Source organism: Halobacillus sp. KGW1 (genome assembly GCF_001592845.1).
GTDB lineage: Bacteria > Bacillota > Bacilli > Bacillales > Halobacillaceae > Halobacillus.
Genome location: NZ_LSOC01000005.1, coordinates 99,037 through 115,158, shown reverse-complemented (window position 1 = coordinate 115,158; position 16,122 = coordinate 99,037). Strand labels below are relative to the sequence as shown.

Annotated in this window: 16 protein-coding genes; 7 read left to right on the top strand and 9 right to left on the bottom strand. The window is 45.6% G+C overall.

All coding sequences use genetic code 11. The features are described 5' to 3' along the window. Positions 1 to 118: 118 nt before the first annotated feature. Positions 119 to 976, bottom strand: coding sequence for an S-adenosyl-l-methionine hydroxide adenosyltransferase family protein (locus tag AXG56_RS18025; protein ID WP_008636962.1), 858 nt, complete (start codon positions 974 to 976; stop codon positions 119 to 121). A gap of 345 nt (positions 977 to 1,321) precedes the next feature. On the opposite strand from AXG56_RS18025, the gene AXG56_RS18020 reads away from it, so the two are divergent. Continuing rightward, the gene (locus AXG56_RS18020; RefSeq protein ID WP_235601529.1) at positions 1,322 to 1,885 is read left to right on the top strand and encodes a lysozyme family protein; all 564 of its coding nucleotides are present in this window, start codon (positions 1,322 to 1,324) and stop codon (positions 1,883 to 1,885) included. 57 nt (positions 1,886 to 1,942) lie between these two features. On the opposite strand, the gene AXG56_RS18015 is transcribed toward AXG56_RS18020, so the two are convergent. Both AXG56_RS18015 and AXG56_RS18010 read right to left on the bottom strand, forming a co-directional pair. Continuing rightward, the gene (locus tag AXG56_RS18015) at positions 1,943 to 3,274 is read right to left on the bottom strand and encodes a glycoside hydrolase family 68 protein (protein WP_062515756.1); all 1,332 of its coding nucleotides are present in this window, start codon (positions 3,272 to 3,274) and stop codon (positions 1,943 to 1,945) included. 75 nt (positions 3,275 to 3,349) lie between these two features. Beyond that, positions 3,350 to 4,627, bottom strand: coding sequence for a glycoside hydrolase family 68 protein (locus AXG56_RS18010; RefSeq protein ID WP_026577035.1), 1,278 nt, complete (start codon positions 4,625 to 4,627; stop codon positions 3,350 to 3,352). Between the two features lie 408 nt (positions 4,628 to 5,035). Between AXG56_RS18010 and AXG56_RS18005 the strand changes: the two genes are divergently transcribed. After that, complete coding sequence (locus AXG56_RS18005; RefSeq protein WP_152413379.1) at positions 5,036 to 6,190, top strand: AI-2E family transporter; 1,155 nt, start codon at positions 5,036 to 5,038, stop codon at positions 6,188 to 6,190. A 17-nt stretch (positions 6,191 to 6,207) separates the two neighbouring features. On the opposite strand, the gene AXG56_RS18000 is transcribed toward AXG56_RS18005, so the two are convergent. The 3 genes from AXG56_RS18000 to AXG56_RS17990 form a co-directional block, all read right to left on the bottom strand. After that, a complete protein-coding gene (locus AXG56_RS18000; RefSeq protein WP_008636949.1) occupies positions 6,208 to 6,798 on the bottom strand; it encodes a cysteine dioxygenase family protein in 591 nt (196 codons plus the stop codon). After that, on the bottom strand, positions 6,785 to 7,687 hold the full coding sequence (locus AXG56_RS17995) for a DMT family transporter (protein ID WP_008636948.1): 903 nt from the start codon (positions 7,685 to 7,687) through the stop codon (positions 6,785 to 6,787). Before AXG56_RS17995 ends, AXG56_RS18000 begins: the two co-directional genes overlap by 14 nt. A gap of 126 nt (positions 7,688 to 7,813) precedes the next feature. Then, entirely contained in the window at positions 7,814 to 8,809 is a 996-nt protein-coding gene (locus tag AXG56_RS17990; RefSeq protein ID WP_062515755.1) for a YeiH family protein, read from the bottom strand. A 123-nt stretch (positions 8,810 to 8,932) separates the two neighbouring features. Between AXG56_RS17990 and AXG56_RS17985 the strand changes: the two genes are divergently transcribed. Next, entirely contained in the window at positions 8,933 to 9,817 is an 885-nt protein-coding gene (locus AXG56_RS17985) for a LysR family transcriptional regulator (protein ID WP_235601528.1), read from the top strand. A gap of 47 nt (positions 9,818 to 9,864) precedes the next feature. Continuing rightward, a complete protein-coding gene (locus AXG56_RS17980) occupies positions 9,865 to 10,368 on the top strand; it encodes a GNAT family N-acetyltransferase (protein ID WP_062515753.1) in 504 nt (167 codons plus the stop codon). Positions 10,369 to 10,628: 260 nt separating this feature from the next. Here the strand turns inward: AXG56_RS17980 and AXG56_RS17975 are convergent, their stop codons facing one another. Beyond that, complete coding sequence (locus AXG56_RS17975) at positions 10,629 to 11,840, bottom strand: MFS transporter (protein ID WP_062515752.1); 1,212 nt, start codon at positions 11,838 to 11,840, stop codon at positions 10,629 to 10,631. Positions 11,841 to 11,945: 105 nt separating this feature from the next. Here AXG56_RS17975 and AXG56_RS17970 point away from each other — a divergent pair, with 105 nt between their 5' ends. From AXG56_RS17970 to AXG56_RS17960, 3 genes are all read left to right on the top strand, one after another. Further along, a complete protein-coding gene (locus AXG56_RS17970) occupies positions 11,946 to 12,794 on the top strand; it encodes a LysR family transcriptional regulator (protein ID WP_062515751.1) in 849 nt (282 codons plus the stop codon). 129 nt (positions 12,795 to 12,923) lie between these two features. Next, positions 12,924 to 13,730 (top strand): PAS domain-containing protein, encoded by an 807-nt coding sequence (locus AXG56_RS17965; RefSeq protein WP_008636934.1) that lies wholly within the window; start codon positions 12,924 to 12,926, stop codon positions 13,728 to 13,730. Between the two features lie 217 nt (positions 13,731 to 13,947). Then, on the top strand, positions 13,948 to 15,117 hold the full coding sequence (locus tag AXG56_RS17960) for an acyl-CoA dehydrogenase family protein (RefSeq protein ID WP_026577028.1): 1,170 nt from the start codon (positions 13,948 to 13,950) through the stop codon (positions 15,115 to 15,117). Positions 15,118 to 15,155: 38 nt separating this feature from the next. Here AXG56_RS17960 and AXG56_RS17955 read toward each other — a convergent pair whose 3' ends face one another. Together AXG56_RS17955 and AXG56_RS17950 are read right to left on the bottom strand one after the other, a co-directional pair. Further along, the gene (locus AXG56_RS17955) at positions 15,156 to 15,680 is read right to left on the bottom strand and encodes a type 1 glutamine amidotransferase domain-containing protein (protein WP_026577027.1); all 525 of its coding nucleotides are present in this window, start codon (positions 15,678 to 15,680) and stop codon (positions 15,156 to 15,158) included. Positions 15,681 to 15,697: 17 nt separating this feature from the next. Then, positions 15,698 to 16,105, bottom strand: coding sequence for a hypothetical protein (locus tag AXG56_RS17950; RefSeq protein ID WP_062515750.1), 408 nt, complete (start codon positions 16,103 to 16,105; stop codon positions 15,698 to 15,700). Positions 16,106 to 16,122 lie beyond the last annotated feature (17 nt).

Sequence of the window (16,122 nt, the reverse complement as noted above, 5' to 3'; positions counted from 1 at the left end):
ATGCCGAACACAGCAGTTAAGCTCTTCAGCGCCGATGGTAGTCGGGTAGATCCCCGTGAGAGTAGGACGCTGCCACGTCAATTCAAAAACCTTCAGGTTTATCCTGAAGGTTTTTTTGTTAATTAAAATTATTGTGCGATGCTTTTCGGACGGTTACTGTCCAATTCGGGCCTGGCTGTATATGATAGGCATCTGCGAAAGAGCCTTGATTGATAGCGATGCCCAGATTATCCAACGAGTTCACATAAAGGATCGGCTCACCTATATGACGATCTGCAAAAGATTTACCAAATATCATGCTGTTCCTATAAGTCTGTCTCGTTCCATTATCAATCGTAACCTCCAAGCCATCTCCATGCGTCGCGTCCAACTGTGAAAAAAGTTCTCTGCTTACATTTGTCCATAAGTTACCGAATCGTATATCGAGAACATCAATGGAACCTTGAATGACACCATTATCCAACTGTGCCGTTTGAAGAGGAAGGGATACGATACGGTCGTGGGGGTGGGAAGCGCCTACGCCATAGAAGGAAATAGCTCCTGAAGCTAATCTGGCACCAGTATAGGCATAGACATCCCGCCCGTGGAAGGTGTAGGATTCCCCGGAGTTAGGAAGTCTGTTAATTCTCTCATCGATTTCTCTAACTTCTCTGATCCCTATATACTTGTTGACATGAGTCAACGTACCATTGTCAGGGGTTACAATATAGTGGTTTCCCATCGTTTGAGCGACAATGCTTTTTCTGCCCGAGCCTACTCCAGGGTCCACGACAGATACAAAAACGGTACCTTCGGGCCAGTAGCTGATCGTTTGATACAAGCGGTAGGATGCTTCCCAAATGTCGAAAGCAGGGATATCATGGGTTAAGTCAAAAACCTTTAAATCAGGATCTACGGAAAGAGATACCCCGTACATGGCGCTGACAGCACCGTCACTTAAACCGAAGTCTGTTTGTAAAACAAGGCTTTTCTTCATAGGGATCCCTTCTTTCTAAGGTTTGGTTTGTAAAGAACCAGCTATTCTCTAAGTTATACGAAGAAGCTTATGTCTCTAAGTAGATAATTATCCGTATCATTCAGTCGTTTATTGCCTTTAGGTAATTATAATCCGTAAATGACAGAATAATCAAACTAATCCAGCGTATTACCGATTCATTATACAGGAAGATGATCTTTTAACATGATAGAATGAAAGTGTTATTTTCGTATGGAAGGAAGGGAGAAATTGTCTGTCAGAAACAAAAGCAAAAGCAAAAGTAAAAAAGCCGGCTTCTTGATGTTCTTTCTCCCCTTTCTTCTCGCTGGGATTTTTCTCTATGTAATGAATAATTATGATATAGGTCAAGAGATTGCGAGCAGTTTGAGAACGGAAAAGGAACCGAAGCTGTCTACAAATGTGCTTGATTACGAGGAAGAGGTTAGATCGTATGCGGCTAAAGAGGGGATTGAACCATATACAGAAGTTATTCTCGCTGTGATGATGCAGGAATCAGGAGGTCGGGGAAACGATCCGATGCAGGCATCTGAATCCTTGTGCGGAGAGGTTGGCTGCATTACAGAGCCAAAATGCTCCATTGAACAGGGGGTAAGCTATTTTGGTGATGTTTTGGAACGTGCTGATTACGATGTGAAGCTGGCTTTGCAGTCCTATAATTTCGGACCTGGATTTATAGAATTTGTTATGGAACGAGGGGGCGAGTACACGCAGGAACTTGCCATCGAGTTTTCCGCACAAAAGTACGACGAATTGAGAGACACCGGGATATACAGCTGTATCAGGGAAGAAGCAGAACAGTATGGTGCATGTTATGGAGATATATACTATGTAGATGCGGTCCTTGGGTATGTGGAAGAGTCGGATTATAAAGCAGTCACTAATATGTGATAGAAGAAAGAGGCCCTATACGGGGCCTCTTTCTTCTTTATGATAAGAATATACTTATTATCTGATTTTTCCAGGTTTTGAATCTCCATTTATTTTTGTAGTGTCGTTATGAATGGACAGCTTGATTGTAGGTGCAAGCGTACCGCCGAAATGCGACATTTGGTATTCCGGTGTGGTTCCTCCTAAATCTGCTATGTTCTTCCCATCTAAGTCATGGAAATTGTAGAAGCTGATCACTTTCCCATTGGGCATGACGGTCCAAGAGTACGACTGGTAGTCATGGCCATCCGGATTAGCAAGAACAAGGCCGCTTTCGTTTAGAGGTTCATAACCTCCGAATAGGGAATTCGATGTGAATCCATAAAGCCCGTCAGGACCGTCCACGCCTGGGCCGAACTTATGTTCATGTGTACTTGTGAATAAATAGTACTTATTCCCTTTATTCACGATATGAGGGCGTTCCAGCTCCTGATTTACGTAATTAGCTTCAAGAAGAGCAGGGAGTGCTTCAAATTCTGTATAGGCGTCATTCTTAGCTTCCGCAATGCCGATACTTCCATTGAATTGTTTAGCGAAATCCTCCATAAATACTTCATGGGTGCTGCTGAATGCATCACTGCCTATATATGCCTTATCTAAACTTCTCTCTGCTGGAGCTCCGGGCGAATTCGCTTCGAAAAGGATGTAATCCTTACCGCTTTTCGGATCCTCGTAGAACCATGGATCGCGGAAGGTATAAGCGATATCGCCTTGTTGAGACTGTTCCTGTGTTTGATAATACTTACCATGCGGCTCCAGGATTATGTCATGGGAGAAGTTTGTAAAGGAAACGCCATTTCCATCTGCTTTTATATCGCCTGTTGCCAGTGCAAGGCGTTGTTCATAAGTTAATGTTTCTTCTCCTTTACGGCCTGTCGCCGTATAAAACAAATGGAGTTTCCCGTTTTCCATCATGGCGGAACCAGCCCATTGCCTTGAACCATAAGCATCTTCGGAAGGGAATGCTTCTCCGCCGAGCGTCCAATCCTGACCATTTTTAGAATAGAAATAGCGGATAGCTGCTACATCATGACGCTTTCCGGGTAGCAGATCAGACGGTGCTGTAAGGGAAAAGATAACGTAATTTCCGTTTACCTTAGCAAGTGATCCGTCCTTCTCCCGTAATGGCCAAGTATCCCAAACGTGGAGTTCCGGTGCCATCTTTTCAAAGTCTGGTTCGATATAAGGAGCTGTGGTTGCATCCGTACGCTCGATTTTCAAAGCATCCTCGATCGTCCAGTTGGATGTTGGTGTTTCTTGTGCAGAGACGCTTCCCGCGAAGCCGGCCGCTCCCATACTCAATACAGTCGCCATAACGATATGTTTCAAGCTTTTTCTTCTAAATACCATTAGTCTTACCTCCTTATTTAAAAGAAAAGAAGCTGGTTTTGCTTAAAAACCTAGCTTCTTTCCATTGGTTCTTCATTATCCGTGGATTTCACCTTCACCCATAACGTTAGTGATCTTGGATGTATCCCCTTTGAGGTTAATCTTAAGGGTTGGGGCAAAAGAGCCGCCGAATTGGAAGTTTCCATTCTCATCATAAAATTCATTCACAAAACTAATGACTTGTCCGTGTGGTAAAACAGCCCATGAGTAGGTTTGGAATGGATCTTCTTTCGGATTCGCCACAACAAGACCGTTTCCGTTCATCGGTTCATAATCTCCGAATAGAGATTCACCATGGAATCCGTAGAGCCCGTCCGGCCCTTTTAGACCTGGGGCGAAGGTGAATTCATGTGTGATCGTGAACAGGTAGTAATCATTACCTTTCTTCACAACATGCGGACGCTCCAATTGTTGGTTTGTCCCGTTTGCCTCCAGAAGTGGAGGAAGGAGTTCAAAATCAGTCAGATCATCGTTTGTCGCTTCAGCGATACCGATGTTCCCGTTATAGTTCTCTGCACCGGCTGGAACATCCTCACCTGTAGATCCGATGTGCTTCTGCTTCAATGTCTTATCAAACCCACCACTGTTTCCTTCAAAAATGAGGTACTCTTCCCCTGTTTCAGGGTCTTGGAAGAACCAAGGGTCACGGAAGGAATAAATGATATCACCGGTTTTCTGTTCTTGTGTTTCGTAGTATTTTCCATCTGCCTCTGCCAGGATTTGATGTTCCCCCTGGTTAGATACAGTGACGCCGGAGTTCCCTTTGGCATCCATTTCAAACGTTGTCTTTGCTAAACGTTGTTCGAAAGTCGGTTCCCCTTTACGTCCAGTAGCTGTGTAGAAAAGGTGGACCTTTCCGTCTTTATCCAGCATTGCAGATCCAGCCCATTGACGGGAACCAAAGGCTTTTTCCTGATCATAAGGAACATCACCCATCGTCCAGTCTTTTCCATTCTTGGAATAGAAGTAACGAATAACGGCGTGATCATGGCGTCCGCCCCACGTATAATCCTTGCTTGCAGTCAGGGCAAAGGTAACATAGTAACCTTTGATTTTCGCAATAGAACCATCACGGTTTCTTAAAGGCCAGGTATCCCATATCCAGTAGTCAGGTGCCACATCAGTGAAAGAATCGAGATTAGGCGCTGTATTCTCTTCCGTCAATTGGAAGTTTTGGGCGTCTTCTCTCGACCAAACTGGAGTGTCCTCGTCTGTTTGTGCATTTGCTTGAAGAGGGCTTTGTGCCAATGTTCCAACGAGAACAAGACCGGTTAACGCAATTTTAGATAATAAAGAAGAATAAGTACGTTTCATTGTTGCCTCCTAATATGTAGTAGTATTATGCTCCGGAGCACATGGTTAACTTTATGGAATGGATTCCATATGGTCAATGCAGGCCAAAAGTATCAGCCATTAGTGGAATTAAAATGAAAGAGGGGATGTACCAAGGGTCTTAAGCTTAATTTTAATTATGCAAAGGTTTCCAACTAAAGAAAAAAATGAGATAATAATATCGACTCTTCTGTATGATTTTGTAAATTATTCGTTATTTATAGATTATATGGAATCGATTCCATATAGGGATAAGGTCTTTGGTTCAATGGTAGAGTAAAAGGAAGAATCGCTCGACCGGTGAATCAAAAGTGTTCATTATGGGGTTTCTATTATGATAAACTGAGGAAAAATAAAGAAGAGTTGTTTATTCGTGAAGGGGTAATGATTATGAATCGTTGGGATTCCACACCGTTTATCCGATTTTTCGGCGGCAGGAAATTATTATATGTTTTAGGGATCTTGCTGTTAATCGGTTTGAACATTTTCATTTATTCAAGTGTCGGCTTTATTTTCGAGCCTTTCTTCATATTTGTAAAAACGGTGGCACTGCCGTTAATTCTCTCTGTAGTTGTTTACTATCTGCTTCGTCCGATCATTAATTTACTGGAATCTTGGCGGATCAAACGGATATGGGGCATTTTGATGACGCTGCTTGTGCTGGTAGGTCTGATCACGCTGCTTATTGTCCTGATCATTCCGTTCCTGGAGAAACAGCTGATCAGTCTGGCGGAGGATTTACCGAAGTACCTTGGCGATATGATCAAGTCAGCAGATGAATGGTTGAAGAATTCCATCTTCTCCAGCTACTACACAAATATGTTCAATGATGTAGATGAGTTGTTGAACCAGGTACCTGATTATATATCATCCTATGCTTCTCAGACGGTCGAAGGGATTACGAACATCATATCCACGGTGACAAGTGTGGTCGTTGCTTTAGTTACGCTTCCATTCATCCTTTTCTACCTTCTGAAAGACGGGCATCATCTGCCGGAGAAAATTCTCCGTATGTTTCCTCCGAAAGCTCGTCCCGGAGTGAAGAGTGTCTTTCAGGGCATTGATCATCAGCTTAGTGCTTACATTCAAGGCCAGATCATCGTCAGTTTCTGTATCGGAGTGATGATGTACATCGGGTTCCTGATTATCGGCTTGGATTATGCTCTTTTACTTGCAGCAATCGCCAGTGTGACAAGTGTCGTACCATATTTAGGACCGGCAATTGCAATTACGCCCGCCTTGATCATATCCATCGTGACATCACCATTTATGGTATTGAAGCTGGCCATTGTGTGGACAGTGGTCCAACTGCTTGAAGGGAAGTTTATCTCTCCACAGATTATGGGGAAAAGCCTGCATATCCATCCGGTTACGATCATCTTTGTCTTGCTTACGGCAGGCCATTTGTTCGGGGTAGTCGGAATCATCCTCGCCATACCGGGATATGCCATTCTTAAAGTGTTCGTTTCCCATATCTTTTACTGGCTGCAGACACGGTACAACCGCTTTGCGGAGGATGAAGATAAGTATAAACTGGATCAATAAATTAAAAGAAGCGGGCCTCAAGTCCGCTTCTTTTTTAATTGGATTTCTTTTACTTTCTGCTTCTGATCATCCGGCCACCATGCGCCGCAGTCAGTGGATACAATACAGGCAGCACATGCTTCCAGATCGTACACCTTCATTCCGCGGATGGGTGGGGAATAAAGGTGAAGCGTGATGAGTGGCTCTCCCCCTTCTTGCGCCATTTGGTGGACACCCCGCACAGGTGCGAAGAAACAAGACCCTTTATTTTGCGTCTCTGTAAAAAGCGGCTCAGGAAGACTGTCGTTCTCCACTCTGTAAATGGTCTGTTTGGTCCGGCCGCTTAGGACTTGGATCCATCCGGCTGATTGGCCATGGTCGTGCGGTGCACAAGCTAGGGCACTCCAATTCATGACGATCACTTCTACATGATCGTCCTGATACAAGACTTTCCGGGCGTATGGTTTCCCTGCCGGATCTCGGAGAAAAGCAGTCACTTCCTCTAACGATACATCCAGGTTCAGCAGTGTTTGCTTGATCTCTTCCGGCTTCCATGAAGACATGGTGGAGAACGCTCTCTTCATACGTTCCAAAAGGTTCATTAGTTCTTCCTCCTTAATTCTTCCCATTGATAAATCTTCCTTGTACAATCATGACACCGAAAACAATAAGACAGCCTCCTGCGATAGAAGCAGGAGCTAATCGTTCATTTAAGATGAGAACCGCTGCACCAAGAGTAGCCAGTGGTTCAAAGTATAGAAATACGGAGACTTGAGAAGCCTTCATGACTTCAAGAGCCTTCGCCCAGTACCAATAAGCGACGGCGGAAACGAAGATGCCCAGAAAAAGAAGGTGGCTCCAATCAGCAGATGTGAGACCGTAAAGCTGCTGGATACCGTTATTTCTGACAAAGAAGGGAAGGGTAAGAATAAACCCGATCATACTCATATAAAAGGTGAGGACGAGAGGTGGCAGCGGGACGGCAAGTGCTCGAAGCAATATGGTGTAAACCGCCCAATTAAGTGTGCTTAGAATCATTAGAATATATCCAATAGATAGAGAGAATTCCAGACTCATTCCCCGTCCCCAAGTCGTGATCATCAGAACTCCAGTGACGGATAAAGTGATTCCCAGAACTTTCCCTATAGTGATCCTCTCCTGAAGAAATAGAAAGGAGAGGAAAATAGTGAATATTGGGGAAAAGGCGATGAGCCAGCCTGCATCGGATGCTTGGATAGTTAATAAAGCGGATGCTTGGATAACTTGATGAATAAATACACCCAGAACCCCGAGGATGATTAAATGCGGAAGGTTGGAGATGCGGACCTTCCATGGTTCTCTCAAAAGAAGAATAAGCAGAAATAAGAAAAGGGACCCGATTCCGAACCGTACGACGAGAAGCGATAAGGGATCCATCTTATCCAAGACGGCCTTCGTGGATACAAAAGAGATCCCCCAGAATGTAATAGACAGGAAAGCGTAAAAGGAGGCCCCGGCCCTTGTTTGAGACATTCCCATGTGAATGATATTCCTTCCTTCAAAAAAGTGTCCCTATACTATATGCACATAGTGGACGAGCATGAATCGCAGGAAGAAAAAAAGAACCCACACGAGGGTTCTTTTTTCGCTGGGAGATACCTGTTTTCAGGCAACGATCCAATAGGTGAATAAGGAAAGAAGTACCGATGTGACAAGCAGCAACAGCGTCGGTTTCCATGCTTTGTTCTTCACATCAGAGAGACTCACATTCAAGCCGAGACCAACCATCGCCATTGTCAAAATAAAGGACGTTCCTGTCGATATACCGTTCATAACAGTAGCGGGTATTGTAAACAGCGTTCCATCTATATAGCTGCCGAACAAGCTCAAAGCAATAAACCCCAGAAGGAACCATGGGAAAGCGATAGCACGGCCGCTTTCTTCATTCCTTTTTTTTCGGTTCATGATCCATACGAGAATCAGGCTGACCGGTACGAGCAGGAAGACACGACTGAGCTTGGCAAGGAGAGCCATGGCAAGTCCGTCTTCTCCTGCAGGCTCTCCTGCAAGTGCGACATGTGCGATTTCGTGAAGACTCAAGCCCGCCCACATTCCGTAGGTCTCTGCGTCTGCCGGCAATAATGGGCGGATAATCGTGTATGCGATGGCGAACAGGGTACCGATCACCGATATGATACCTGCGCTTAGAGCGGTGTCTTTTTCCTTCGCTTTCAAGATTGGAGAAACCGCTGCAATTGCGGAAGCACCACATATGCCGGTGCCGATACCGAGCAGCAAAGTAAGCGATTTGTCTGCTTTGAAGATTTTCGCAAGCAGCATCATCAAGCCGACAGCGAACAGGATAACGAGTGTACCGCGGAATAGTAAAGGTAATCCTTCATGAAGAATGACATCGATGTTCAGTTTTAAACCGAATAATATGATAGCTAAACGAAGCAGCTTCTTCGTCGAAAAGCGGATTCCTGTGTGCAGTCGCTCGGGATATCCGAAGAAGTGTCTGTAAATGACAGCAAGCACAATTGCTGCTGCCAACGGCCCCACTTGGTTAACAAGCGGCAGCTCAGCCACAAGGAATCCTGCAGCAGCAAGGATGGCGGTAAAAACAATTCCGGGAAGGAAATTTTTTATTTGTTGATTCATAGGTGTATCCTCCTTCTGACCATTCCCCATCATACGCCCGGACTATCTATTAGTAAAATAAAACTTTATAATAGTTATAATTAAAAAACATAATGATTGGGTGAGACTATGGATTTTGAAGCAATGAAAACCTTTGTGGCAGTGGTGGATCAAAAAAGCTTTACAAGAGCAGCAGCCAGCTTAAATCTGTCCCAACCGACAGTAAGTTCCCACATAAAGAATTTAGAACGTTATTTTGATGCTACGTTGATTGATCGATCGCCGAAGCGTTTTCATTTGACAAAGACAGGGGAGATTGTCTATCAGCGTTCAAGGCAGGCAATCGGTTTGATTGATAAGGCCGTTCAGGAAGTATCAGAATACCAGCGGGAGCTTGGTGGACTGATTCGTATCGGTGCGAGTTATACGGTGGGGGAATACATTCTTCCTCCTATTTTAAAAGCCTTCGATCAGGCTTACCCGTCTGTTGATTTACAGGTAAGAATTGAAAACTCGAAGCGGATTAATGAGGCCGTCCAGCACCATGACTTGGATGTGGGACTCATAGAGGGGAAGGTTACCCAGCATGGTTTAAGCTCGGAGCCGTTCATGGAAGATGAAATGGTCGTCCTCGTGCCGGAGGCCCATCCGATTCGAAAACAATCGTCTATTACTTTCGCTGATCTCCAGGATCAGACGTGGATCACCCGGGAAGAAGGATCAGGTACAAGAGCGATGATGGATTCCATGTTGGAGAGCTTCAACATTCGTCCGAAGAAGATGATTACAATCGGAAGTAATCACGGAGTTGTCCAAGGGGTGAAAGCGGGTCTTGGTTTGTCCTTTTTATCTAAAACAGTTGTCTGTCACACAGGTGTCGAACACCTGATCATGCAGCTTCCCTATATAAAAACAACGACGCGGTATTTTTCTATCGTCACTCCGATGAACAGAGAAGAAATCAGCGATTCTGTGGACAAGTTCTTGGAGGAAGTGCGAGCGCTCCACCAATTGTCAAAGAATTATTAAATTTACCGGCATCTTATTCTGATAAGATGAAAGAGAGAGGGATTTGGTTGAACGTAGAGAAATGGTATAAGGGTGATGATTTACAGGAAATTATCCAGATGATCAGAGAGACCATTTGCGACGATGACTGTTCTCCTTATTCGGAAAAACAACGGGAGGCTTGGGCTGCGGGGTTCCTTGATACACAGGGGCTGTGCGAACGGTTAAAGGAAAGCAGTACGTGGGTGGTCAGGGAAAACGGGCGTGTCATCGGCCTTGGAAGCCTGTACAAAGACGTCGTGGACCTTCTTTATGTCCATAAGTACAGCCGGCGCAGAGGGGTCGCTTCCCTTTTGCTTCATAAGCTGATGGAAGAAGCGGTTCAACAGCGTAGGTGTTTGTTAACAACCGAAGCAAGCTTCCCTGCTGTTCCTTTCTTTGAGAGTCACGGATTTGCAGCAGTAGCGGAACAAACAAAGGTCGTTCGAGGCATTTCGATAAAAAATGTCCAAATGTGCAAAGAATGGCATAACGAAGATGATCCGAGGGTAAAGAATAGTATAAAAAATTGAAACGCCGCCCGGTCCCCGCACGTACTTAATGGTAGACAGATGAATCTTTACGAACGTAGACCAAATCTTATTTCATACTGAGGTGAAAAAATGAAAAGATTAGACCAGATCGTCGACTATTTGAAGGCACTGGGAGTTGAGGTAGAGAAGGTTTATCGCACACCGAAGGAAGAGACGAGATAAGATAATCTTACAAACATAAAGACATCCAATAGCAGGTATGCTTCGGGTTATCCCGAGGCATACCTTTTTTGCTTTGTTCAAGCGGATTGTTTAGCTGTGATCTCAAGGAATGCCGGGTGCTTCGATTGAATGACAGACCAGACGATGCCGAAAACAACCGGAATACCCAGCATGAGGAAAACATAACGGACGCCGTATCCTTCTGCAATGAGGCCGAATATCGGCCCTGTCACGACGACAGATGTCTGGTTGCAGAGCATGCGTAAACTCGACATTCGTCCATGAAAGTCAGCATCGGTCACCATCTGCTGGATGGATTGCAGCAAGGCGCGGACAAAGGAAGTGCTGAGACCGATTAGAAAGAATCCGATAAAAGATACCCAGACCTGCTGGGTCCAGACAACGATGAGGAGCCCTGCCGCCATAAGCAGCAGAGACATGATACCCAGGCGGTTCCTGAAAGTAGACCACCACCACGTGCCCAGAACCCCGGCTGTGATTCCTCCAATGGAGAATACACTGTCCAGAAGTCCATAAACGAATGCATCCTGCTGCAGGTGCTCACTTGTATACACACTGAGAAAACCGAGTGTCGTATGAAAGGTCAGTTGGCCGATCATAGTCATAACAAACAGGCCGTAAAGCATTCTGTTGGCGTGGACGTAAATGAATCCGCCTTTCAACTCATTCAAAAAGGAGGATGGAGGTCTTAATCCTCGCTCGTACAAAGGCTGATAAGCAAGGCGGGTGACGGCGATCCATCCAGCTGTATAAAGAAAGAGTACGATGGCTATGGATACGTTCATGGTTACCAGGCCGGCCAGAAGCCCTCCTGATGAAGCTCCTGTCAAACTTCCAGTGATCGTCGCTGTATTGGACCATGAGAATATCCGCGGCAGCGATTCCTTTGGATAGACTTCTGCAACAAGTGCCTGTAATGAAGGTCTGAATAACGAACCGAGTGTCTGCATGATCATATGAGAACTAATGAATATCCATAGGTGCATCCATCCGAAGAAAAACGTACTCCATAACCCCAACAAACAACACGCGCTGAGCAAGCCTGCAATTCCGGCAAGGCGTTTCCGGTTTCCGCGATCAATGATTACTCCGAAAATAAGATTGGAAAATAACCCTGGTACGAACCCGAAGCTTACGAGGAGACCAGTATATAAAGCATTGTCTGTCCACTGATAGAGGAACCAGGTAATCAGGACAAAGTACATAGCTCTGCCGCACTCATAGAGAAAGTAAGCGCTCATCAGCTTTTGTGTAAGAAAACGATCCATTTCCGCACCTCCTAAATACTGTCTTTATCGTACTGCTTTTATAGGTATTTGAATAATACTGGTTTATAATGAAAAGTGATAAGTAAAAGTTATGGAGGGATAGCGATGAAACTGGAAGATTTCCAACTACTCCTGGCTTTGAAACGGTATGGAACCATTCATGCGACAGCAAAAAAAGTACTGATATCCCAGCCGGCAGTTACTCAGCGGTTAAAATACATAGAGGCGTATTTTGGAAGTGCGCTCTTTTTAAGGACGCCGAAGAAGCTCATCCCCACCCCCTCAGGAGAATTGGTGCTGAAACACGCGGATTTTATGATCCAGTCAGAAAAAAAGATTCATGAAAAACTTGCTGCTGCCAGAGGAGAGATAGCCGGGACAGTATCCATTGGTGCCTCCTCTTTGTTCAGCCAGTATTTCCTCGCGGGGCAGCTTCAATCATTCATGAATAAGTATCCGGATGTATCGATTGACCTAGTTACCGGCACAAGTGAAGAAATTAGGCAGACGGCAGAGGATTTTCATATCTGTATTGTCCGGGGAGATCCGATTCCCGGCTACGAAACACATCATTTATTTCATGATCGTTTGTATTTGTTTGATTCTCTGCCCTTTGAAAGAATGGAGGGGCGGCCGTTTATCGAGTTTAAGAGCGACCAGGGATTTCAGATACTCCTCGATAAGTGGTTGGCAGAAAACCCTGGCATCAAACGTTCGTTTAAAGTGGATCAATTCGAAACGGCGAAGCAGATGATGAAGCGCGGGATTGGTGCTACAGTGCTGCCGGAAAGCATTATAAAAAATGAGAAAGATTATTATCATCATAAACCGCTGATGGTGGGAGGAGAAATCGCAGCAAGAGAAACGTGGGCATGCACGAAAGAAAATATGAGTGAACTGCCGCAGGTGCGGGCCTACATCGAACACCTGCACATTTTTTTCAAGGATTCTTAGGATAAAACAGGTAGAATCCATTTATTTGTCGAAATTGGTTGGAAATTCATGCAGGGTGTCGCTTGCACAACTATAGGGATTCATTTTATCATGATAGTATTCATTCCATACTAGAGGGGATTGTTCATAGTGAGTGAAATCTCATTTGCTAAGCTGGAAGAAATACAGCAGAACGAATTCATCAAAGCGGCGATCGACCGCGTCGGGGCCGGTGTCGTTATTACAGATCCGGAACAGGAAGACAATCCGATGATTTATTGCAATAAGGGTTTCCAGGAATTGACCGGCTATCAGCCTGAAGAAATATTAGGGAAGAACTGCCGTTTCCTGCAGGGAGAAGAAACAAAACCGGAGAAAATAAAGTTGATCAGACAGGGGTTGGCTAACAGGGAGCCTGTCTTGGTGGAGCTGAGGAACTACCGGAAAGATGGATCCTTGTTTTGGAACGAGCTGCAAATATTCCCGGTGTACATCGAACAGATGGACCAGACATATTTTGTCGGTGTTCAGAAGGATGTGACAAAACGTCGGGAGCAGGAAGAGTTGATCGGACATTACTTATCTGAACTCAAGCGTCTTTCTACACCAATTGTTCCGATTGAGAATAATATTTCTGTCCTTCCTTTGATTGGTACAGTGGATGATGAGCGGCTTCAGCAGATGCTTGAAACAGTCAGTCACCATGTGAAAGAATCGAAAGAGGACTACCTGATTATGGATATGTCGGCAGTTTATTCGTATAACGAAGCGATACATATGGGAATTTACCAGATGAATCAGCTTCTCGATCTCATGGGTACTAAATTGGTCATAACAGGAATAAAACCATCTTTCGCTATTCAAAGCGCACCTTATGCGGACTTTAGTGAGTTATCCTTACAGACCTACGCGTCTGTTAAACAAGCGTTGCAGCATTTGAATGTGGAAACAAAATAGAAGCAAGGCTTCTCCTAAAGAGAGGCCTTGTTTTTTTTGGCGGCTTCCTTTTTAAATGATCGGGCAAGGAAAAGAAGTGAAGGTCAAGAATGGAACATTCACGAAGAATTTTTTTCCACTTAGAGGGTATCGTTAAAAGGAGAAGCAAGGCGCTCGCGTTATTCCGAGTTGTCGGGTATGATTTAACGTAGAACAATGGAAGAGGGAGTGGAATGTGATGGGAGATATATGGAAGCCATGGATCAAGAATGGGCGGCAGCAGCGCTTGTTTGATAAAGCGGCAGCGATTGCAGAGGAAGCGCGAATGCATAAAAAGGATGCCGATCATACGGCTTCGTTTTCCCCGAAGACGCTTGCTGCAATCAAGCGGGAAGAGTATCCGGCACTTGCCCTGCCTACTGGGTACGGCGGCGAAGCGGTATCCTTGTACGAACTTATTCTGATGCAGGAAAAAATTGCTGAAGGGGATGGTTCGGTCGCATTGTCCATCGGCTGGCACATGGGTGTGATGATGGAGCTTTCAGAGGAACAGCTATGGAAGAAGGAGCAGTTTGATCGTTTGGCTAAAGAGGTAGTCCAGGACCAGAAAGTCGTTAACAGAGCAGCGACAGAACCTGCCACAGGCAGCCCGACCCGCGGGGGAGTACCGGAGACGACCGCGGTAAGAGACGGGGATGCTTATATCCTGAATGGAAGAAAATCCTTCACTTCCCTGGCAGAACTTCTCGACTACTACATTGTATCAGCCTACGTGGAGGATTTGGATCAAGTCGGCTGGTTCTTAATCGATCGTCATCAACCGGGTGTAACGGTTGAGAAAACTTGGGACACACTTGGGATGAGAGGGACAGGAAGCGATGATCTCGTACTGACAGATGTCGAACTGTCTGTGGAAGATCTGGTAGAGACAGCTGTCAAAGGGAAATCTAAACCGAAGGGATGGCTCCTTCACATTCCTGCGTGCTATCTGGGAATTGCCGTGGCTGCCAGGAATGATGCTATTGAGTTCGCCCGCAATTTTCAACCGAACAGTTTGGACACGCCCATTTCAGAGGTATCCCATATTCAGGATAAGATCGGGGAAATGGAATGGAAGCTGCTCCAGGCGCATTCGTTTCTTTACGCCACAGCGCGAAGATGGGATGAGGAGCCGGAAGAACGGGAACACATGCAGCCGGAGCTGTCGGCAGTCAAACTTGCCGTAACAAATGCGGCATCGGAAGTGGTTGATCTTGCAATGAGGATTGCAGGAGGGCGTGGCCTTTCCAAACATTATCCTTTTGAGAAATATTACCGGGATGTACGAGCTGGATTGCACAACCCGCCGATGGATGATTCAACTATATCCATGCTGGCTGGTAAGGCGATCCATCCGGATTCTGAGTAATAAACAAGCGCGAAGCCAGGAGGCTTCGCGCTTGTTTATTAATTTTCAGCCAGCTCATCTGCAAATGCTTTTGCATAGGGTGGCAGATCAGGCGGTCGTCTTGCACTGATCAGGTGGCCGTCGGTAACAACAGGTTCGTCATACCACGTGGCACCTGCATTAGTCATATCGTCTTTTATACCGGGAGTACTCGTCACTTTTCTTCCGTTCAAAATACCGGCAGAAATTAAAACCCAACCGGCATGGCAGATCTGTCCAATCGGCTTTTTGTGTTCATCCATATGGCGGACGATCTCCAGAACTTTGTCGTAGCGGCGGAGTTTGTCAGGCGACCAACCACCAGGGACGAGCACACCATCGTAATCTGCTGGATCGATATCCTTAAAGGATAAGTCGGAAGTGGCAGGTACGCCGTATTTCCCCGGGTACTCCACCCCCGCTTCTTCTCCAGCCAGGTGGACGACGGCTCCTTCTTCCTGAAGCCGGAGAAGGGGATACCAAAGCTCTAAGTCTTCGAAGTCCGGGCTTACGAAAGCAATAACCTTCTTGTTCGATAAACGCATCAGTCTTCCTCCTTTGTTTACTCCCTATCCATTCTACCAGACGCTTTCTGTTGGTTCGAATCTTTGGAAACGACAAGCACCCACCAGATCAGAAGAGGCTGCAAAAAGGGACGAATCCACAGGGCGGTAGAGGTTGTCTCGTCCGTCCAAGGAGCAGGGATATCATAAATAGCAGCATAGATGTTGGCGGGAAGGACAGCTACTAAGAAGATGGCGGTAGCAAAGCCTGCTGCCCTTCTCGTCTGTGGGAAAATAAGAAGCAGTGCAAGAAGCCACTCTGTAATTCCGGACATATATACCAGCTCGAGCTTAAAGGGGACCCAGGAAGGGAACATGCGGGCGAATCCATGGTCGTAAATGAAGTGCGTGACACCCGCATAGAAAAAAGCGACAGCGAACAAGTATAAACCGATTTTTCTCAACATTTGTATCACGTCCTCTG